The sequence below is a fragment of the Legionella sp. PATHC032 genome (assembly GCF_026191185.1).
Lineage (GTDB): Bacteria > Pseudomonadota > Gammaproteobacteria > Legionellales > Legionellaceae > Legionella.
This window is the reverse complement of sequence record NZ_JAPHOV010000001.1, coordinates 2,614,220-2,634,654: the sequence shown is the minus strand read 5'-3', so window position 1 is coordinate 2,634,654 and position 20,435 is coordinate 2,614,220. Positions and strand designations below refer to the sequence as shown.

The window sequence follows — 20,435 nt, the reverse complement described above, 5'->3', positions numbered from 1 at the left end:
CAGTAAAAAATGATTGCTGTATAATAAGCAAGGTTTATACTTTATGTTTTAAGCTTCAATTAAACAGAGAGCCCTCATGGAATTGAGAATTGATAACACCCCTTTTAAAGCCATCTTTCAGCCTTTGGATCTGGGTTTTACCCAAATTAAGAATCGTTTATTAATGGGTTCAATGCATACTGGACTTGAGGAAGATAAAGAAAACTTAAATCGCCTGGCAAGTTTTTATAGAGAAAGGGCTCAAGGTGGAGTTGGATTAATCGTAACGGGTGGTTTTGCTCCTAACCGAGCTGGTCGTCTGGCTCCCTTTGCTGCCAAGTTGACTAATAGTAAAGAGCAGCATCGACATGAAGTCATTACTCAAGCGGTTCATGAAGCAGGTGGAAAAATTGCTTTGCAAATCTTGCATGCCGGGCGTTATGGCTATCACCCTTTTATTGTAGCGCCAAGCGGTATTAAATCCCCCATTAGCCCTTTTAAACCTTGGGAAATGAGTAAAAGACGAATTATCAAAACCATCAAACATTTTGCCCGATGCGCCAGACTGGCCCAATTGGCTGGCTATGATGGAGTTGAGATCATGGGAAGCGAAGGGTATTTGATAAACCAGTTTATAGTAACTCATACCAATCACCGCAGGGATGAATGGGGAGGAAGTTTCTCCAATCGTATTCGCTTTCCTATTGAAATCGTTCGCAGTGTTCGTGAGGCAGTAGGGGAGCACTTTATTATCATTTATCGCCTGTCCATGCTTGATTTGGTGGCGGAGGGGAGTAATTGGCAGGAAGTGGTTACCCTCGCTAAAGCCATTGAGCAAGCTGGTGCCAGTTTAATCAATACGGGTATAGGTTGGCATGAAGCAAGAATTCCAACGATAGGAACGATGGTTCCATTTGCTGCTTTCACTCAAGTGACTCGGCATTTAAAGCCAGAAGTTAAAATACCAGTGATTACATCTAACCGGATTAATACACCAGAGCTGGCTAATCAACTATTGGAAGATGGGGTCGCAGACATGATCTCTATGGCTAGACCATTTCTAGCGGATCCTTGCTTTGCAGAAAAAGCAAAATTAGGTGAAAGCAAAGCGGTTAATGTATGTATCGCCTGTAATCAAGCCTGTCTTGATCAAGTTTTTGTGAACAAAACAGCATCTTGTCTGGTTAATCCTCGTGCATGCAACGAGACAACCTTGATTTATGAAACAACAAATCAACCGAAGTCTATTGCTGTAGTTGGTTCCGGACCGGCTGGTCTTGCTTTTGCTGTAACAGCCGCCGAACGAGGGCATAAAATTACTCTGTTTGAAAAAGCGAATCAGATTGGCGGACAGTTTAATTTAGCGAAAAAAATTCCTGGAAAAGAAGAGTTTCAGCATACCTTGAATTATTTTGCTTACCAGCTCCAAAAGTATAAAGTGGATGTACGTTTGAATACTGAAGCCACTGTGGAATTACTTAAAGACTATGATGAAGTGGTGTTGGCTAGTGGAATTATACCCAGAGTTCCCGAGATTAAAGGCATAGATCATGAAAAGGTAGTAAGCTATATTGATGTGATTACTCAGAGTAAGCCTGTTGGTTCACGAGTTGCCGTTATTGGCGCAGGAGGAATTGGTTTTGATGTCGCTGAATTTTTAACCCATGACCATCAATTGACGTCTGAGGAATTTTATAATGAATGGGGGATTGATATTAGCGGACAACATAGAGGTGGATTAAAACCACCTCAAATTGCACCGAGCCCTCGTGAAGTGTATTTATTGCAACGCAAAAAAGAAAAAATGGGTAAACGATTGGGAAAAACTACCGGATGGATTCATCGTTCCAGTTTAAAACATAAACAAGTCAAAATGCTTTCAGGTGTAAATTATGAGCGCATTGATGATCAGGGATTGCACTTGACTATTGACGACAAACCTCAAGTTTTGGAAGTTGATTCTATAGTGATTTGTGCAGGTCAAATAGAACTAAAGAATTTGTATGAGCCCCTAAAAATGGCAGGTAAATTGGTGCATTTAATAGGCGGTGCTTATAAAGCTTTAGAGCTTGATGCACGACATGCTATTGATCAGGCTTGTCGGTTGGCTGCGTTGGTATGAATAAAATTGCTGTAGTGATAAATCCTATAGCAGGGGGCGGTCTCGGGAAAAAAGTTTGGAAAGCTCTAAAACCTGGGTTACACGCCCTATTCGAACAAACTGTTTACAGAATATCTAACAGGGTTAATGATCTCGAAGCAATCACAGCCGGACTTCTTGCTGAAAACCCTGACAGTCTGTTAATAATCGGCGGAGACGGTACTTTAAATCATGTTTTAAATGGGTTAATTGAGAAAGATAAATTAAAAAATCCGCAAACAAAAATCGCCTTTTTTAACGCAGGTTGTGGTGGTGATTTTACAAGACAATTCCCCAAACAGAAAATGACCGAATTCCTGGATAGATTAAGCCATAACCAATTCATCAATTGTGATATTGGGAAAATTACTCTTTCCAATCAAGTTCCGAGGTATTTTATTAACATTGCCAGCTGCGGTTTGTCAGGACGTGTGGTTTTGCGCGCATCTAAAAGCAAATGGTTAAAAAAGCTGGGCGGCACTCTGAATTATTTGTTACATTCTTTAACCGGGCTGATGACCTATCGTGAAACCAAAGTAAGGATTCAGATAGATGATGCCATACCTTTTGAAAGCTCGATGCTATTAATGGCTGTTTGTAGTGGCCAGTATTTCGGAGGAGGTATGCATGTAGCACCCATGGCAAAAGTGAATGACGGTTTGTTTGATGTGGTTTCTTTTAATGATTTTTCAAAACTAAACGCACTTTTAAAGTTATATAAAATTTATTCAGGGAGCCATTTGTTGGATAATAATGTTCATTATATCCAGGCTAAAAAAATTAAAATAGAGCCATTAGAAGAAAGTAAAATAGAAATTGAGGCGGATGGTGAAAGCATTGGTTGGTTACCAGCGCAGTTTGAGTTAATTAAGGAAGCTCTTCCTCTTATTGTTTAAAAATAAAAAATAAAGGTCGAAATAAGGCTGATTTGATAAAATTATTTTTTATCAAGATAGGTTGTTGTCTTGATAAAATTAATAAATATAGTGCATCATCTTGTTAATTTTGTTATTATAATGCACATTTTTTATATTAGTTAGCCTTTTAAGAAAGACGCTTTATTATATTCAGGAACAGTATGAATCAAGAAATATCAAACTTCTCTACTTTTAATTTTTCTAGTGCTTTAAATAAAGCGTTAGACGATATGAAGTTTATCACGCCATCGCCTATCCAGGCCCAAACCATTCCTTTGATGTTACAAGGTCGCGACGCGATTGCTCTTGCACAGACCGGTACAGGTAAAACCGCGGCTTTTGCATTACCAATTTTGCAAAATCTGTCTCTTGACATACCGACCACCCAGGCTTTGATTTTGGCCCCTACACGTGAACTGGCAATCCAGGTTGCGGAACAGTTTGAATTATTAAGTAAGTATCAACGTAATGTGACTATCGCCGTTCTTTGTGGTGGACAAGAGTATGGTCGTCAATTAAAACAATTGCGTAGTGGCGCGCAAGTGGTTGTTGGAACTCCAGGACGTATTCTCGATCATATCGACAAAGGCACTTTGCTCTTAAATAATTTACAGACCTTTATTCTCGATGAAGCAGATGAAATGTTGCGTATGGGCTTCATTGAAGATGTAGAAACCATTTTGGAAAAACTACCTGAAAAAAAGCAAATGGCATTGTTTTCAGCAACTATGCCTTATCGAATTCGTCAAATAGCTAATACTTATTTGAATGACCCAGCTTCAATTGAAATCCGTATGGAAACTGCTACGGTCAAATCTATAGAACAACGGTTTTTATTTGCCTCTGTACATCAAAAACCGGATGCGTTAATCCGGGTCCTGGAAGTAGAGGATTATCAAGGGGTTATCGTTTTTGTACGCACTAAAAGCAGTACTGAGGAAGTAGCAGAACTATTGCAGCAGCATGGATTAAGAGCAATGGCAATTCATGGTGATATTACTCAGTCTTTGCGCGAGCGGATTATTGCACAGTTTAAACAAGGAGCGATTGATATCCTTGTGGCGACGGATGTCGCTGCACGCGGTTTGGATGTTGAACGAGTTACCCATGTGATTAATTATGATATGCCCCATGACAATGAAACCTATGTTCATAGAATTGGCAGAACAGGGAGGGCAGGCCGTTCTGGTGTTACGGTTTTATTTGTAACGCCCAAGGAATCTCGTTTAATTTCCAGCATTGAACGCCATACCCGGCAACGAATTGAGAAAGTTCAAGTTCCTAATGACCATATGATACAGATGGCTCGTCAACAAAGATTCATGTCTAACATTACTACTCGGCTGAACCATGAGCATGTGTATTCCTATAAAAGGATTGTAGAAGAATACATTAAAGAAAATGAAGTATCAGCAGTGGATGTTGCAGCTGCTCTTGCTTTATTGCTGCATAAAGATATGCCTTGGAGAAAAGAATTGAATTTACCAAAAGCTGCTTCTGCATTCAAAGAAGAGAGAGCTCGGGCCGGAGAAAAAGGATTGGATTTACGTGGTCGATTTAAAGAAGATAGAAAAAGTTCTTCTGGTGATCGGAAAGGGGCGCGAGGAAGCAAGAAAGATTTTGCTAAAGATTTTGCTAATGAAAGAAAAAAATTTAATGATGGCAGAAAGGCTGTTAATCAAGAACCAGTAGCTCAGGATTTATTCCGCATTGATGTAGGCAAAATTCATGGAGTCAAACCTGGCAACATAGTTGGGGCTATTGCTAATGAGGCTGGCTTGCAAAGCCGATATATTACTGGTCTTAAAATTCATGAAGATCACTCTACCGTTCGTTTGCCAAAAGGGATGCCTAAAGAAGTGATGAAAGACTTAACCAAGGCTTGGGTTTGCGGCCGCCAACTGAATTTAACATTAATTGGTAGTGCCTGAGTAACTCGGCAGTAAAGCTTATTAACACTACCATTTGGCCTTTAATCGTTTTGTAAAACGGTTAAAGGTCTATTTGGTGCAAGATCATGCTATTAAGCACAATAAATGACTCAAACACTGTATTATTTAATCAAAATATGATTTTGCCTTTAAGGCCTGCCTTTCTTGGCTTGTTTTTCTAATTTAATATCCCTAATATGGATTGGCGTTCTGAAATTTAACATGGAGGGGCTGAGTTATGAAAAAGAAGTATGAATCTGGTTTTTTTGATCGAGAAATAATCCATACTAAAGGGATTGAAAGCAATAGATATGAGCCCGATTGCTCAATTCGGAGAGCTGACAAGTCACGAGGTTTCAGTCAAAAAACAAGAGGCCAGTTTGAACAGCGAATAAAGGAAGAAGTCAGAGAAGCATTAGACTATATTCATAATGAATCTGCCTATCGATTTAGGTAGCTATTATTTTTGTCTATATGTTTAATGAAGCCTCACCATGAGGCTTCATTAGTATTAAATACTATTTTTATGGTTTGTTGTTAAACAGCACCGATACAGCAGTAGCTGCTACGGCTACAGTGGCAGCAACAAATGGGAAAAGAACATAGGGGTTTTCAAACTGGCTTTTGTAAGGTACTTCTTCTTTGAGTTTGGTAATTAACTCTTTTCTTATCTGGATACTATTCTCTCTCACGGATTTTAATCTATTCTCGGGACTGGTGTTCGCTGTAAGTAATGGAACATAATCATCTAATAGTATGTTTCGGGCACTTTGTATTTGCTCTGTTATCTCACTGGTTGGATTTTCATATTTCTCCGAAACGAGGGCGATGGCTTCTGCAATTGCAGAAGTGAGTTTTAGCTTATCTTCCTTTGACCAGTCATCAGCATCTGTTATACGTGAATTAATTTGATAGCGGGGGTTTTCACATTGGCCTTGAGTAAAATGGTGAATTGCATCATCCAGTTTCTTGTCCACAGAGAGTATGGTTTCAAAAAACATCAAGCTATTAATCAGGAAATTCCTTTCAAATTTAGTCATTATTATGGTTCTCATAAAGAAATAGGGCTGATGATATTTCTGCTGAATCGATTGTAAGATGCTGAGTTGCTGTATCCTGTTACTAAAAAACAACGCATTATAAATCGAGTCAGGAAAGTGTTTACAGGATTTACTATAATTAGGTTTCAGTTTTAGATCAACAGAAAATTTATATACAGTAATGTGTTAAATGCCGTGGAAAAATTGATAAATCATTATATAATTGAATGAACCTAATGATATAAAATCAATCTATTATTTAAGGGGTTTCATGAAACTATTAGCATCTTTGTGTGCTTTTTTATTGTCGGGAGTTGTTAGTGCGACACCACTTAATAACATAGTTGTATTTGGTGATAGCTTGTCGGATAACGGTAACTTATATGAATACATGAAACACCAACTTCCTCAATCTCCCCCTTATTTTGAAGGTCGTTTCTCCAATGGTCCAGTGTGGATAGAGCGTCTGGCCGCTTCGTATTTCCCTAATGATCCCAATTCTCGATTACTGGATTATGCTTTTGGTGGGGCAGGAGTCTCTGTCGATGAAGAAGATGATGAGGTATTTTTTACCTTAAGAAGAGAAGTGAATTCTTATTTGTTAGCACATCAGGATAAAGCAAGCCCTGACAGCCTTTTTGTAATTTGGATAGGGGCAAATAATTACCTTGGTATGCCTGTTGAAGTGGAAGAAACACTTAAAAATGTTAACCGCGGGATTACGGATAGCATACAACGTCTGGTAGACAAGGGTGCGAAGCATATTTTAGTTCTGAATTTACCTGATTTGGGTAGAACCCCTGCAGCCCTGGAATTTGGCTCTGTTGAAGAGATGACCTATTTCTCAACACAGCATAATAATGCATTATCCAATACAGTGGATTATTTTAAAAAAACTTATCCTGAGGTTGAGTGGTTATTTTTTGATACAGGTAGTCACTTTGACCATGTGATAGAACATGCTTCGGAGTATGGGTTTACGAATATAACGGGTACCTGTTCCTATTCGATAATAGATGAGATTACTAAAAACTCTGTTTTGAAAATGGTTGCATCTGTGAAACCAGAATTGACGGAAAACGCATGTGATGGTTATTTGTTTTTTGATTTGGTTCATCCCACAGCGTTGGCACATAAAATAATGGCAGAAAAAGCACGTTTGATGCTGGATGAGGCTGGTGTGGAATTCGCCGAGAATTAAGAGTGATTTTTATGGCGATAGCAAATACAACTTGCATCGTCATTCAAGTTAAGCCGCAATGCTAAGAGAGGGGATTTTTAGACTGAGGAGCCCAATGAGAGAGTGGTTTATTTGATATTCGTAAGTATTCTCTCATTCTAACTAGTACTAATTTGCACATTCTGTCCATCATAGGCAATTTTATAGGGAAATATGAATCAAATTAAATGGATAGCACTACTATTTTGTTTTATTGTTTCCAATGTTTTTGCAGAGAAGCTTGACATAACCGTTGATCAACAAAAGGACGTTTTACCTTATTGGCTATCAAGACCTGTTTCGTATGGAGCGGTCATCATTGTTAGCGGTGGAGAGACTGCGCAATGGTCTTTATTATTGGAACAGTTTGCCAAGGGATTATCTCGAAATGGCTGGTCAGTCGTATTGTTGAATTGTACTAAAAATAACTCGATACCCTGGATTAACCAATTACCAGAAGTCATCAGTACTTTAAGGCAGAATGATAATAAAAGAATCGTTTTAGTCCATTATGGCGATCAACTTAATCTAACATTAGAATATTTTAGCAAGCCCCAATCCAAGATGATCAATGGGTTAGTGATGCTGTCAGCCTATGATTTAAATAAAAATCTGCAAAAAGTACCTCGGTTACGATTTCCACTGTTTGATATTGTGGGGCAGTTTGATTATGACATGGTAAGGCAGCAACGAAAGAGCAGGGAGGAGAAGTTTAAAGAGAATAGTTATTTAGCCATTGACATACCTGGTGCCTCTCATGATTATCAATACAGCCAACAATTATTATTAGCGTTTGTCCATGGTTGGATGGCAAAGCTTCCAGAATTTGAGCCACAACCACCTCCGATATTGGTTTCTTATCTAGAACCGGTTTATTCTTCAGCAAGTTTGATCGTATCTACCGATACATTGGATTACCAACCCTTGTTTTCACAGATCAATTCATAGGCTTTCATAATTTGATGAGTTTTATCATTAGCCAATTTAATCATTTCTTCGGGTAAACCTTGAGCAATTAATTTATCTGGATGGTTACGGCTCAGTAGACGTCTGTAGGCTCTTCTAACTTCCTGTTTGTTTGCATTCGGACTTACCTCAAGTAAAGCAAAAGCATGTGCTAAAGTATTGGGGGGTGATTGAGGCTTGTAACCCTGTTGTCCTTGAGAAGAGGATGTATGGTTGTACCCCTGTTGATTATGATAGTGTTGTTTGGATCGTTCTTGCTGGAAATAAGAACCAAAATCCTCATAAAAACGATATTGTTTATGTAAGGGTGCAAATCCCAGATGGGTAAAAATGTTATCAAGAGCATGAATTTTTTGGCTATTTAGCCCATCTACTTGAGCTGCCCTATACTGAATATCTACAAAAAGCTTTAACAAATCACGGTTATCCTTGCAGATTCGTTGTAATTGGATAAGAGCAAGACTAACATTGAAATCAGGTTGTTTCCCTTCATTAAATAATCGTTTTGCCAAATCTTTTTGTCCCTTACTCAATTTCATTTCATTCATGAGCGATTTAGCCATTTTAATCTCTTGTTCAGAAACACGACCATCAGATTTCGCAACATGTCCCATTATCGAAAAGGTAGCCTCAAAAAAAGCTTTTTGAACAATTTTTTGTTTTTCTGCATGATACAGCCAATGGGGATTAGAGTAATAACTGACAAGGCCCCTATCAAAAAAGTTTCCAACAAGAATGCCAAACAAAGCGCCTACTGGTCCAGCAGTTAAATAGCCAAAGAAGGCACCAAGAATTTTTCCCCACCAGGTTGTTATTACAAAGAAATCGCGTAAGTTCATTATCAGAAGTTACCTATAAAGATATGTGTTAAATTTAACTTCAAGTTTTAATATAGATAGAAGACAACATAGTCCCTAATTGAATTGTAACATATCGCACAAGGAACTGTTTTAGGTATATACTTTACCTTTTTGTGTTTGGTACTTGTTTATGCGTTTTGTGTATTCCTTTTTAATGTACTTACTGACTCCTTATTTGCTTTTTCGCCTGTGGTGGAAAGGTAGAAAATTGCCAGCTTACCGACAGAGAATAGGAGAGCGTTTTTGCCTGGGATTACAAGAAAATGCACCAGTTGATGTATGGGTTCATGCTGTTTCTCTGGGAGAAGTGATTGCGGCAACGCCTTTGATCGATGCAATGCTCGATAAACGTTGGTCAGTACTAGTCACCACAATGACTCCTACAGGCTCAGAACGAGTAAAATCGCGATTTGGTCATAAGGTAATGCATCAATATTTACCCTATGATTTACCTTGTGTTCTTAAACGGTTTTTTAAAAGGACGAGACCTCGTGTCGGGGTTATTATGGAGACGGAATTGTGGCCTAATTTAATTAATCAGGCTCATGCTTCAGGAGTGGCATTATTTCTGGCGAATGGACGCTTATCTGATCGCTCCTTGCAAGGATACCTAAAGCTCAAATTTTTATTTAAACCGGTTTTGAATCAATTTTCAGGGATTTTGACTCAAAGCAATGAAGATGCTGAAAGATTCATTGCCTTGGGTGCAAATGCCGATTTAGTCCATGTATTAGGGAATATGAAGTTTGATTTGCAAATTAATTCTGTTGATAGTAGTAAATACAGGGAGTTAAAAAGTCATTGGGGAGAGGATAGACTTACCATCATTGCAGCAAGCACTCATGACGATGAGGAGTCTCAGATTTTATTTCAGCTACCTCGGTTGCAGGGGGCTATTCCAGGAGTAGTGTTATTAATTGCTCCGCGCCATCCAGAACGGTTTCAAACGGTCTATCAGTTGAGTGTTCAAACAGGATTTAATACTGGATGTCGTAGCAATTTGAATACGATTTCCAGAGAGAATGAAGTAGTTATACTGGACAGTTTGGGTGAGCTTTTGGGATTTTATCAAATTAGTGATTTTGCTTTTGTTGGCGGCAGCCTTGTCCCGGTTGGTGGTCATAATGTATTGGAGCCAATCGCAATGAATGTGCCTGTTTTAAGTGGGAATCAAGTACATAACTTTAAAACAATTTGCAGAGAGCTTAAAGAAGCTCAGGCAATTTTGCTAGTGAATCATGTCAATGAGTTAGTTGATGCCATTATCAAGTTATATCAGGATAAAGAATCTCAAAACACTATGGTTACAAACGCCAGTTCAGTTCTTGAAAGTAATAGGGGTTCTGTAGTGAGGTATTTACAGAAAATTGAGGCAGTTTTGGGATATTAGCTTGTTATAAAGTTCTCTCAGTGTTTATTGCTTGTATCATAGCAGCAAATTCATCAAAGCATTTTTGAACTTGCTCAAGGTGCAGTATCCAGGGACAATGACCTGCCTTATCAATTATCTTATTAATCACATTTTGGCATTGGAAACTTTTATCCTGAATAAATATTGCAGGTGGGCAAATGTAATCAAGTTCACTGGCAATGGTCATAGTTGGAATGATTTGAGGATGCCACTTATAGTGAAAATCATTATAAAAATGCTCGATCGCATAATGATAGGATTCATTGTTGTAGGCAAATAATTCCATCATTTGCTCTCCAATAGGTAGTTCTTCTTGAGTAAAACAATAATGTTTATAAGTGTCCCAAAATTTTTTATAGGTTTCGTTGGATGGATATAAATGATATTGGCTCGCAGCAGGGACTAAATCCGGTAAATTATGTTTTTGACGCATTTCGTTAACATGCTGAAAGAAACTGTTGGTTGTTGTTGTATTCATTAAAACAAGCCCACTTAAATGATTCTCGACTTCGGGTAAATTCAGCGTGAACATTCCTGAAAAACTATGCGTAACAAGGATTGGCTTGTTCAAAGACTTCAGTAATGAAATAAGGCCCTGCTGCCAAGATAAAAAATCAAGTTGGCCTTCACCATTGTTTCCATCTTTTGGAAAGTCAACAAGGCTTACAGTACCTTGCAAAGTCAAGTTGCTGCAAAAACCGGCTAAATATTCAGAACCAAGCCCGGGTCCACCTGGCAGAAAAAGCCAGTCTTTACCTGAACCTTTTTTAATTTGATTTAATCTGTAGCCGTAATTGGTAAAATACATAAAATACATCGATCGTTTGTAGCAATAAATTCCCGCCTGGCGGGAATTTATTGTTTAATGCTCAGAGGCAATAAAGAATCAAGCCCCCTGATTTTGACGTTCTTTGATTTCAGATAAAGTTTTACAATCTATGCATAAAGTCGCGGTAGGTCTTGCTTCAAGGCGTTTCAGACCAATTTCAATTCCGCAGGCTTCACAATATCCAAAATCTTCATTTCTTAATCGCTCCAGAGCATCTTCGATTTTTTTAATGAGTTTTCGTTCTCTGTCACGAGTTCTCAGCTCAATGCTAAACTCTTCTTCTTGGCTTGCTCTGTCGGAAGGATCTGGGAAGTTGGCTGCTTCATCTTTCATGTGCGAGACTGTACGATCTACTTCTTCCATTAAAGACTGGCGCCACGCAAGCAATATTTTTTCAATATGTGCCAGCTGTTTTTCATTCATATATTCCTCGCCCTCAGTCTCCTGGTAGGGCGCTATTCCCATATTTCCTATTGCATCGTTTTTCACGTTGTATAATCTCTCTTTGGTTTTATCAATTAATTGTCCTGTCATGCCAGACCCTATATTTCATTCTGTTTCTGAAACTGAGTTTTATACAAAATGGCTACGTATACCAAAAAACATCAGCGTCATCAACAAATAAATAACCTCTACAAAGGTTTGTAATTCCGATTACTTGGACGTTGTCCTCCACTTACCCTATCATGTCCTTGAAGATCTTGCCAACAGTGTATGTTTTTATATCCTAATTGATTAAGTATAGCGCTTATCTCATTTTTTTGTTCAAAACCATGTTCAACCAAGAGCAATCCATCAGGCAAAAGATATTCATAACTGTGCTGGATAATATATTGTAGATCAGCTAATCCATCTTGACTACTGACTAATGCACTTACGGGTTCAAAGCGGACATCGCCTTGTTTTAAATGAGGGTCATTTTCGGCAATGTAGGGGGGATTAGATACAATAGCATGGTATTGTTTTGGGGGGAGACTATTAAACCAGTAGGAATGACAGAAATTAATATTGTTTAACCCGAGCGTTTTAGCGTTATAGCGGGCTAACTCCAATGCTTCTTTGCTGAAATCACACGCGTCAATATGCCATTGGGGCCTTTCTTTCGCAAGGGCGAGTGCGATAGCACCACTTCCTGTTCCCAGATCAAGGACAGAAATATTCTCCTTGCCTGGTATTAACTCCAGTGTAAGTTCCACCAGACGCTCAGTTTCATGTCTTGGAATGAGAACATTCGGTGTTACTTTTAACGAAAGAGACCAAAATTCGCGCTGTCCAGTAATGTAGGCGATTGGTACACCTTCAGCACGTTGTTTAATCATCTGCAAGTAGGTTTCAATCTGTTCAGGGCTAACCAAGGCATCCGGATGGGCAAAAAGATAAGCCCGGTTCTTGTTTAACACGTGGCAGAGTAAAAGTTCTGCCTCTATTTTTGTTTCCTGGTTTTTAACTTTTAATTGTTGCAGAGCTTGTTCCAGTAATAAACGAATATCAATCATGTCGACCTAAATCGGCTAGCAGTTCAGCATGGTATTCACGTTTTAACGGGTCAATGACCAGTGATAAATTCCCTTCCATGATATCACTGAGCTGGTAGATGGTTAGATTGATACGGTGATCAGTGAGTCGACCTTGAGGAAAATTATAAGTTCGAATGCGTTCGGAACGATCACCAGTGCCAACCAGTGACTTGCGTGTTTGAGCTTGTTCTTGTTTTTGTTTACTTACTTCAGCGTCTAATAATCTTGTTTTTAACAAAGACATGGCTTTGGCACGGTTTTTGTGTTGAGAACGTTCATCCTGGCATTCTACAACCACCCCAGTAGGGATGTGTGTGATGCGAATGGCTGAATCTGTTTTGTTAACATGCTGTCCACCAGCTCCGGAAGATCTGTAAGTATCGATGCGTAAGTCATCAGGATTTATCTGAATGTCATTAATTTCATCCACTTCAGGCATGATAGCAACCGTACATGCGGAAGTATGGACACGACCTTGCGATTCAGTTTCAGGCACTCTCTGGACTCTGTGAGCTCCTGATTCAAATTTGAGCTGTGAATAAACCGCTTGCCCACTGATTTTGGCAATTATTTCCTTGTAACCTCCATGTTCACCATGGCTGGCACTAATTAATTCAATTTGCCAACCCTGACTTTCTGCATAACGGCTGTACATTCGAAAGAGATCCCCGGCAAATATGGCCGCTTCGTCTCCACCTGTGCCAGCTCTGACTTCAAGATAAATATTGCGTTCATCATCAGGATCTTTAGGAATGAGATGCCATTGTAATTGTTCATCCAGATCCTCAATTTGTTTCCTGACGGTTTCTATCTCTTCTTCAGCCATGGTCGCTAAGTCTTTATCGTCACCTTCCAATAATTCGTTTAAAGAATCTAAATTATTTTTTGCCTCTAGATACGACTCATAACATTGCGAAACTGGCTCAAGTTGGGCATATTCTTTTGATAAAGACTTAAATTGGTTTTGATCGGCAATAATGGATGCTTCGGATAGTAGGCGGCCTACTTCCTCATATCGTTCCAACATTTGTTGTAGTTTTAACTCAAGAGATTTCTTCATATAATGATTGATTGGCTGTTGTATCAAAGAGATATCGTGCGAGGGCAAGTAAGTCTTCTCTGTTATCCCATGCCATTTGTCTTAAACCTATGGTGGGATTATGAGTTAGCTTATTGACCAGGCGCATACTGAATTCATTTAAAACGTCTTGTTGATTTTGACCAGCGGATATTTTTTTCAAAGCACGTTGTAATTCCTGTTGAGCCAAAGCATGCATTTGATTGCGGTAATCGCAAATGACGTCTTTGGCTCTAAGAGAGCGGTGCCATCTAATGTAGTTATCCAGTTCACTTTCGATCAATTGTTCTGCTTGTAATGCTGCATTTCGCCTTTCATCCATCCCTTTTTCTATCATGGATTGCAAATCATCTACGTTATAGAGATGAACTTGTTCCAATTCATTGACATTTTCTTCGATATCACGGGGAACAGCTAAATCCAATAAAAACATAGGAGCATGGTTTCTTTGCTCTAAGGAATGCTCAACCAGGCTTTTATTGATGAAAGGAAGCGGGCATGCTGTGGCAGAAATAACAACATCGGCCAGAGGTAAATATTGAGGAATATCACCAATGGAAAGTGTTTTTCCACCAAAAATTTCAGCTAATTTTTGAGCATTTTCCAGAGTGCGGCTCGCTATCAAAAAACGATGGACACCTTGCTGATGCAGGTATTTGGCAACCAGGGAGGCTGTTTCTCCAGAACCAATTAAAAAGACATTTAAGGAATGATAGTTTTTAAAAAATTGCCCTATCAGTTGCACAGCAGCATAGGCAATCGATACAGGATTGGCTCCAATTCCGCTACGAGTTCTGATGCGTTTGGACGCTCTGAAAATATATTCAAATACAGGTCGTAATTGTGTTTTTACGGTACCAAGGCGACAAGCATGTTGATAGGCCTGTTTCATTTGACCAAGGATTTGTGGCTCACCTATCATCATGGAATCCAGGCCGCTGGCAACACGCAAGGTATGTTTGATTCCTTCTTTACCCCGATGGATATATAAAAATTGAGATAATAATTCCTCTGATAATTGGTGTTCATGAGCTAACCAATTTCCAAGAACCTCAGGGGTATTGGTATCGCAGTAGATTTCAGTACGGTTGCATGTAGATAAAATAGCTGCTTCATTGACTTCAGGCAAATCAAGCAGACTATTTAGTAGAGAATCTTGCATGGCTGGCTGCAGTGCGACTTTTTCACGCACATGAATTGGAGCAGTTTTATGATTAAGCCCGCAAGCTACAAATACCATAGAATCTTGATTTATTTGTTTAAGAGAATTAACGAATTGTAAACGATTCATTGTAAAATTTGTAGAGAAAAAGGTAAGGTTCCTTGTATTTCTATTTCTTGCAATCATTTTACAGTATATTTTTTACCCAACTTCTTCAAGATTGTGCTGCTGCAAAAATCCGGTGGCAAGGAGTTCAACTCACTTCCTCTATCATCACATGGGCTCATATCCAATTTACAGAACAGTGGCTTTCTAAAGTCCTGTTGAGTTTTGCCGCCAACATAGATAGCCACACATTGCACAACATGTGTCATTTCAATAGGAGCTTTAAATGGACATTATCCTTCAAGGTCAACATAATGCTATTGAAACCGTTGAGAGCCTGGAGAGGGTTCTGAAATTATTTAAAGAGCGTTACCAGGTTGATGGATTTCGTGAGATACATTTGACTGTGACTTTAGTTGATGAACAGGGTGATGAGGTGGAGTTGGTTGATAGTGAGACGAATCAACCTTATCGAATTTTTGAGGTTTATCGTAAAGGATATGAATTGGCTGGAAGAAAAGGGATTCCAATGTTGCAGTTGGTAGTTGATAATACGCACAAATAGATTATTCTTTCTGGTGCTTTTTAAATAAGCCTCATATTCTGGATAAGGAGTCCATTATGATTATGGCATTGCTAGCCATAATACTCACGTTAATTTTGGTGATTGGTATACATGAATTGGGACATGCATTGGCAGCCCGTTTGTTTCAGGTCAAAATTAGTAAAATCTCTATAGGATTTGGAAAACCATTAATTCAGTGGCAAACCCGAAGTGGATGTAACTGGATCTGGGCAATGTGGCCTTTGGGAGGATATGTTCAACTACTGAATTCACGGATTAGCCCAGTAAAGCCGCAAGAAAATGCTTATTGTTTTGATAAGAAACCAGTTTGGATTCGTGTGGTGATTTTATTGTCGGGAGCGATTGCAAATCTTGTTACTGCATGGATAGCTTTGGTCTTGGTTTTTTATATTGGCATTAGCTATAAATTACCCCAAATTCAATCGGTAAAACTGGATAGCCTTGCTGCAAAGACAGGTATTCAAGCAGGCGACCAATGGGTTGCTGTAGAGAGTTACCCTACTGATTCCTGGCAAGGAGTAGGTATGCAGTTGGTGATTCATTGGGGGCAAAAGAATGTGCAAATTGTTTTAAGACAGGCGAATCAGCAATTAAAAAAATTGAGTCTTGATTTAAGTCAGATCGAATTTACTTCAAAAGATGGTTCTTTGCTGGAGAGTATGGGAATCAAGCCTGATTTGTCAGCAGTTTCTAGTCTGAAGCGTTATCCATCTCTACTGGCTTCAATACAAGAGGCGTTTGATGAGATAATCCATACAATGTACTTTTTTATCATGATATTGAAACAATTGTTTCTCGGAGTTATTCCTTTTTCTATTTTACTTGGGCCCTTGGCTATTTTTTCTGTTTCTGTGGCCTCTTTAACTCAAGGTGTTATCGTTTTTCTCTTGTTCATAGCTACTTTGAGTCTGGCAGTAGCCTTAGTCAATTTATTTCCTATACCCGGCCTTGATGGAGGAAGTATTTTATACTCGGTTATAGAGAAAATTCGCGGGAAACCCATTTCAGTTGCTATGGAAGTCTTGTTGCATCGTTTAATGGTTATTCTATTTTGTGTGTTGCTAGTGCATTTGTTAATGAATGATTTGAATCGATATTTACACCATTGACAGTTGATTCATAGGTACGGGGCTATATTTTAATTTTTAGTTACAGTCCGCGCACAACAACATATATCTACTCTCTTAACCCCGGCATTTTTTAATGTATATGCCATTTCATTGGCTGTGCTGCCTGTGGTTAATAAGTCATCAACAATCATGACGTGTTCATAAGTTACAGGTGATACATAAAAAGCATGACGTAAATTTTTCCGTCGTTGCTCTCCATCGAGGTTGGCTTGTGAGGCGGTATTGATTATTTTTTGGCAATAATATAAATCATAAGGGATGTTTAATTGACGAGCTAATAACTTGGTTAATATAGCAGCCTGGTTAAATCCCCGACGTTTTAATCGTTTGGGATGCATGGGAACGGGAATTAGACAGTCTGGTTTAAATGCGCTTTGTGGTAAAGCATCAAGAAGTAATTGTTTTAGAAACGAGGCCAGATAAAGACCATTATGATATTTAAACTGGTGTATTAAACCGCGTAGAGGTTCTTCAAAACGATACGCTATATAGGCACTATCAAAGAAAGGCCTTTTTCTAACGCATTGGCCACAAACCAGATAGGTATCATCAGAAAGGGGGTAGGCACAATATTGGCAGCAAGATCCAAGTTGTTTCATATACTCCATGCAATAAGCGCAAATTGCAAGTTGGCTTTTTTGGAACTGGTTGCAAAGAGTGCATATTGAAGGCAAACGTAAGTTCTGTGTTATACTTAAAAATTTTTGGAGCACGATAGTTGGATTTCCAGCATTTAACTTTTCCTTGGTATTTATAATGACGGTCAACAATGAAATAAGCAAGGCATTTAGCAAACATGCCGATGATTATGAGCGTGTTGCCAAAGTACAAAAAGAAATCGGCAGTCGTTTGTTTGAACGGTTACAATATTTGAAAATTACTCCTCGACGAATTCTTGATTTGGGGTGTGGGCCGGGTTTTTTTTCAAAAGAATTGACTTTGTTATACCCAAAAGCGCAGATTGTTGGAATGGATTTGTCGTTTGCCATGTTAGAACAAGCCAGGAAAAGGCAGGGTTGGCGTCGTAAATGGCCTTTAGTTAGTGCTGATATGCAGAAAATGCCCTTTGCAACAGGTGCATTTGATTTGGTTTTTGCTAACCAGGTCATTCACTGGAGTAGCTCATTAGGCTCCGCTTTTAGGGAACTTAATCGTGTAATGAATGTTAACGGATGCTTAATGTTTACTACTTTGGGCCCTGATACCTTCAAAGAGCTGCAAATAGCCTGGTCTGCCGCTAATCAATATGCTCATGTTAATGAATTTATTGATATGCATGATATTGGAGATTGTCTGGTGGCAGAGCATTTCATGGATCCGGTTATGGACATGGAATTACTCTCTATACATTACGATACTCTCCCCCAGTTACTATTGGCTCTAAAAACTCAAGGGGTCAGAAATATTAATCCTAAACGAAATCATGGACTCACAGGTAAAAGTGCATGGAAACAGTTTGAAGCACAATACGCTACAATGCGAACTGCTGACGGGAAATATCCCTTAACTTATGAAGTGGTTTATGGGCAAGCCTGGAAGGGTGAGCAACGTAAAATGGAGCAAGGTATAGAAACCTGGATTCCTGTTTCACGTGTTGTTAAAAAATCCTAGCTTAAAACGGATATCAATCGGATTGCCCGGTGCATCCATGCTGTCAAGACAAATTGCTGCGGTTTTGTAATTGTTTGGTTAATTCAATTAATGCAGCCGCCTTACTACCAAATAACCTCAGAGAATCCATTGCAATTTGATAATGAACAGCAATTGCTTCTTCCAATTGTTGTCTGTTAAATAAGGTAGCAAAAGTGGTTTTTTGGTTTGCCTGATCCGAGGAGCGACCTTTTCCTAATATTTGCGTTGGAGCGTAAAGATCCAGGTAATCATCTTGCATTTGAAATACAAGCCCTATGTGTTTGCCATAAATTCTTAGTGCGGATTTGATTTGGTCTGATACAGCATGTTGTGCTGCTAAAACCATTTCAAAACAGGCCAGGATCAATTTCCCAGTTTTCAAAAGATGAATTTCTCTTAATTGTTCCTCAGTTACTGACGACTTGGCTAATTCTGATAAATCAAGACTTTGGCCACTAACCATTCCACTGACTCCACTCGCATTCACCAATAATTGAGTAATGGCTACGATTTGTGCTGCGGGGAGAAGGGGCGATAATCTCGTCAATATCACCTCAATCGCTAAAGCTTGCATGCCATCGCCGACTAAAATAGCAGTTGCCTCATCAAATGCTTTATGACAACTTGGCTTACCTCGGCGTATATCGTCGTTGTCCATCGCTGGAAGATCATCATGAATCAGCGAATAGCAATGTGTTAACTCAAGCGCTGCTGCAATGACATCCAGAACGTCCTGGTTCACATCAATTAAATTGCCAGCTAAATAAACCAAAATGGGTCTTATTCTTTTGCCGCCTGAAAATAAAGCGTAATGCAGTGCGGAGCGAATTTTAGGAGCTGGTATTATTGTTTCATTGAGCAATTGCTCGAGATATAGCTCATGTCTTTGGGTATACTTATCAATCACTTGTTTGTTCATCTGAGTCGAGTTCAAAGTTGGAATCAGTACCAGTTAACGTTTCAATTTTTTGCTCTGCCTGATTCAAAGCATTTTGACAACGTCTTGCAAGGCTAATTCCTTTTTCAAATTGCTTCAGCGATTCTTCAAGGGTAAGCTCTCCCTTTTCCAGTTGCCGGACAATTTCTTCGAGTTCAGTGATTGATTGTTCGAAATGTATGCCTTTGCTCATATCTGTTTTCCAAGGCGATAAAAGCTGTGATTATACTGAGTTAATATGAGGATTCAACTTCTGAATGGAAGTAAATGGAAAATCAACGAGGAAAGCTTGCTGGCAGCTTCTGGTTTGATAAAGGAAATCCAATGCTTAATGTTGGGCTTTGCTTACTTAATATCAAAGACCAACATTGAGTAGCGAACAGCGTTTAAAGTCCGAATGCCTTGTCAAAATCTATATCAAGTTCTTCAGTCTTTGTATGGTTATTCTTCATAGTGAAGAAGGTGGGGTTATGTTTCATAGATTTATCGTGTTGTTGAATCTGGTCACGGCATTGATCTTTTAACGCAATCATTTCTTCATACAAAGCACGGATTTCAATTTTCAAGCGATCAACCACTTCACTGCCGCCTGTGTAAATTGTAGTTAGAGAGCCCATTTTGACAAAGTGTTCTGTGTGGGCGTTTTCCAGGAATTTTAGTTGTGCTGTTAAAGAGGAGGACTCTTTTGCTTTCGCTATTTGGTCTTCCATATACTCCTTTAATCTAGTAAGTTCTGTTACTGGATTTTGTCCTTTTTTGAAAGCAGGCATGATTTTGACCTCCGATTTTAAAATAATCCTTTAAGTAAGTTAAATCAAAAATAACCAATTGAAAAGCAAATATTTTCAGATTCTTTTTCATTAGATAAGTATTAATGCATAGTGCCTGGTATAGAATTAATCAATTTAAAATGAAGTCATATTGTTTGTCAGATAAGTCTGTGGGAATCAGACGCAATTGGAGAGCAAGATCTTTCTGGCATTTGCTGGTCGAGAA

The 20,435-nt window shown here is 38.9% G+C and carries 21 protein-coding genes; 10 read left to right on the top strand and 11 right to left on the bottom strand.

The annotated features are described in order from the left end of the window. Window positions 1–76: 76 nt before the first annotated feature. The 4 genes from OQJ02_RS11725 (at window position 77) to OQJ02_RS11710 (ending at window position 5,424) form a co-directional block, all read left to right on the top strand. Window positions 77–2,101 (top strand): NADPH-dependent 2,4-dienoyl-CoA reductase, encoded by a 2,025-nt coding sequence (locus OQJ02_RS11725; protein WP_265719200.1) that lies wholly within the window; start codon window positions 77–79, stop codon window positions 2,099–2,101. Then, on the top strand, window positions 2,098–3,015 hold the full coding sequence (locus OQJ02_RS11720) for a diacylglycerol/lipid kinase family protein (RefSeq protein ID WP_265719199.1): 918 nt from the start codon (window positions 2,098–2,100) through the stop codon (window positions 3,013–3,015). The genes OQJ02_RS11725 and OQJ02_RS11720 overlap by 4 nt, the downstream gene beginning before the upstream one ends. A 182-nt stretch (window positions 3,016–3,197) precedes the next feature. Further along, window positions 3,198–4,967 carry a DEAD/DEAH box helicase gene (locus OQJ02_RS11715; protein WP_265719198.1) on the top strand — a complete coding sequence of 590 codons (1,770 nt, stop codon included), beginning with the start codon at window positions 3,198–3,200 and terminating at the stop codon, window positions 4,965–4,967. Window positions 4,968–5,205: 238 nt separating this feature from the next. Next, the gene (locus OQJ02_RS11710; RefSeq protein ID WP_265719197.1) at window positions 5,206–5,424 is read left to right on the top strand and encodes a hypothetical protein; all 219 of its coding nucleotides are present in this window, start codon (window positions 5,206–5,208) and stop codon (window positions 5,422–5,424) included. A gap of 67 nt (window positions 5,425–5,491) precedes the next feature. Here OQJ02_RS11710 and mavE read toward each other — a convergent pair whose 3' ends face one another. Next, window positions 5,492–6,007 carry a Dot/Icm T4SS effector MavE gene (gene mavE, locus OQJ02_RS11705; protein WP_265719196.1) on the bottom strand — a complete coding sequence of 172 codons (516 nt, stop codon included), beginning with the start codon at window positions 6,005–6,007 and terminating at the stop codon, window positions 5,492–5,494. 271 nt (window positions 6,008–6,278) lie between these two features. Here mavE and plaA point away from each other — a divergent pair, with 271 nt between their 5' ends. Together plaA and OQJ02_RS11695 are read left to right on the top strand one after the other, a co-directional pair. Then, window positions 6,279–7,208, top strand: coding sequence for a GDSL family lysophospholipase PlaA (gene plaA, locus OQJ02_RS11700; protein WP_265719195.1), 930 nt, complete (start codon window positions 6,279–6,281; stop codon window positions 7,206–7,208). Between the two features lie 192 nt (window positions 7,209–7,400). Continuing rightward, window positions 7,401–8,174, top strand: coding sequence for an alpha/beta hydrolase (locus OQJ02_RS11695; protein ID WP_265719194.1), 774 nt, complete (start codon window positions 7,401–7,403; stop codon window positions 8,172–8,174). On the opposite strand, the gene djlA is transcribed toward OQJ02_RS11695, so the two are convergent. Next, on the bottom strand, window positions 8,141–9,031 hold the full coding sequence (gene djlA / locus OQJ02_RS11690; protein WP_265719193.1) for a co-chaperone DjlA: 891 nt from the start codon (window positions 9,029–9,031) through the stop codon (window positions 8,141–8,143). The genes OQJ02_RS11695 and djlA overlap by 34 nt on opposite strands. Window positions 9,032–9,182: 151 nt before the next feature. Here djlA and waaA point away from each other — a divergent pair, with 151 nt between their 5' ends. Further along, window positions 9,183–10,442: a lipid IV(A) 3-deoxy-D-manno-octulosonic acid transferase gene (gene waaA / locus OQJ02_RS11685; RefSeq protein WP_265719192.1), complete on the top strand. Its 1,260-nt coding sequence runs from the start codon at window positions 9,183–9,185 to the stop codon at window positions 10,440–10,442. A 4-nt stretch (window positions 10,443–10,446) separates the two neighbouring features. Here the strand turns inward: waaA and OQJ02_RS11680 are convergent, their stop codons facing one another. From OQJ02_RS11680 to hemA, 5 genes are all read right to left on the bottom strand, one after another. Then, complete coding sequence (locus tag OQJ02_RS11680) at window positions 10,447–11,280, bottom strand: alpha/beta hydrolase (RefSeq protein ID WP_265719191.1); 834 nt, start codon at window positions 11,278–11,280, stop codon at window positions 10,447–10,449. Between the two features lie 69 nt (window positions 11,281–11,349). Next, complete coding sequence (dksA, locus tag OQJ02_RS11675) at window positions 11,350–11,826, bottom strand: RNA polymerase-binding protein DksA (RefSeq protein WP_010948044.1); 477 nt, start codon at window positions 11,824–11,826, stop codon at window positions 11,350–11,352. Window positions 11,827–11,924: 98 nt separating this feature from the next. After that, window positions 11,925–12,788 (bottom strand): peptide chain release factor N(5)-glutamine methyltransferase, encoded by an 864-nt coding sequence (gene prmC / locus OQJ02_RS11670; RefSeq protein WP_265719190.1) that lies wholly within the window; start codon window positions 12,786–12,788, stop codon window positions 11,925–11,927. After that, window positions 12,781–13,869, bottom strand: coding sequence for a peptide chain release factor 1 (gene prfA / locus OQJ02_RS11665; RefSeq protein WP_265719189.1), 1,089 nt, complete (start codon window positions 13,867–13,869; stop codon window positions 12,781–12,783). The genes prmC and prfA overlap by 8 nt, the downstream gene beginning before the upstream one ends. Then, window positions 13,853–15,127, bottom strand: a complete 1,275-nt coding sequence (gene hemA / locus OQJ02_RS11660; protein ID WP_265719830.1) for a glutamyl-tRNA reductase — start codon at window positions 15,125–15,127, stop codon at window positions 13,853–13,855. The genes prfA and hemA overlap by 17 nt, the downstream gene beginning before the upstream one ends. Before the next feature lie 313 nt (window positions 15,128–15,440). Here hemA and OQJ02_RS11655 point away from each other — a divergent pair, with 313 nt between their 5' ends. Both OQJ02_RS11655 and OQJ02_RS11650 read left to right on the top strand, forming a co-directional pair. Further along, window positions 15,441–15,719: a hypothetical protein gene (locus OQJ02_RS11655; RefSeq protein WP_027222429.1), complete on the top strand. Its 279-nt coding sequence runs from the start codon at window positions 15,441–15,443 to the stop codon at window positions 15,717–15,719. 56 nt (window positions 15,720–15,775) lie between these two features. Then, window positions 15,776–16,849, top strand: a complete 1,074-nt coding sequence (locus OQJ02_RS11650) for a M50 family metallopeptidase (RefSeq protein WP_265719188.1) — start codon at window positions 15,776–15,778, stop codon at window positions 16,847–16,849. 29 nt (window positions 16,850–16,878) lie between these two features. Here the strand turns inward: OQJ02_RS11650 and OQJ02_RS11645 are convergent, their stop codons facing one another. Further along, entirely contained in the window at window positions 16,879–17,583 is a 705-nt protein-coding gene (locus OQJ02_RS11645; protein WP_416209891.1) for a ComF family protein, read from the bottom strand. A gap of 43 nt (window positions 17,584–17,626) precedes the next feature. Here OQJ02_RS11645 and bioC point away from each other — a divergent pair, with 43 nt between their 5' ends. Next, on the top strand, window positions 17,627–18,481 hold the full coding sequence (gene bioC / locus OQJ02_RS11640; protein ID WP_265719186.1) for a malonyl-ACP O-methyltransferase BioC: 855 nt from the start codon (window positions 17,627–17,629) through the stop codon (window positions 18,479–18,481). A gap of 43 nt (window positions 18,482–18,524) precedes the next feature. Here bioC and OQJ02_RS11635 read toward each other — a convergent pair whose 3' ends face one another. The 3 genes from OQJ02_RS11635 to OQJ02_RS11625 form a co-directional block, all read right to left on the bottom strand. Further along, the gene (locus OQJ02_RS11635; RefSeq protein ID WP_265719185.1) at window positions 18,525–19,421 is read right to left on the bottom strand and encodes a polyprenyl synthetase family protein; all 897 of its coding nucleotides are present in this window, start codon (window positions 19,419–19,421) and stop codon (window positions 18,525–18,527) included. Next, window positions 19,402–19,632 (bottom strand): exodeoxyribonuclease VII small subunit, encoded by a 231-nt coding sequence (locus OQJ02_RS11630; RefSeq protein WP_062726883.1) that lies wholly within the window; start codon window positions 19,630–19,632, stop codon window positions 19,402–19,404. The genes OQJ02_RS11635 and OQJ02_RS11630 overlap by 20 nt, the downstream gene beginning before the upstream one ends. A gap of 193 nt (window positions 19,633–19,825) precedes the next feature. Beyond that, on the bottom strand, window positions 19,826–20,209 hold the full coding sequence (locus OQJ02_RS11625; RefSeq protein WP_265719184.1) for a hypothetical protein: 384 nt from the start codon (window positions 20,207–20,209) through the stop codon (window positions 19,826–19,828). Window positions 20,210–20,435: the final 226 nt, after the last annotated feature.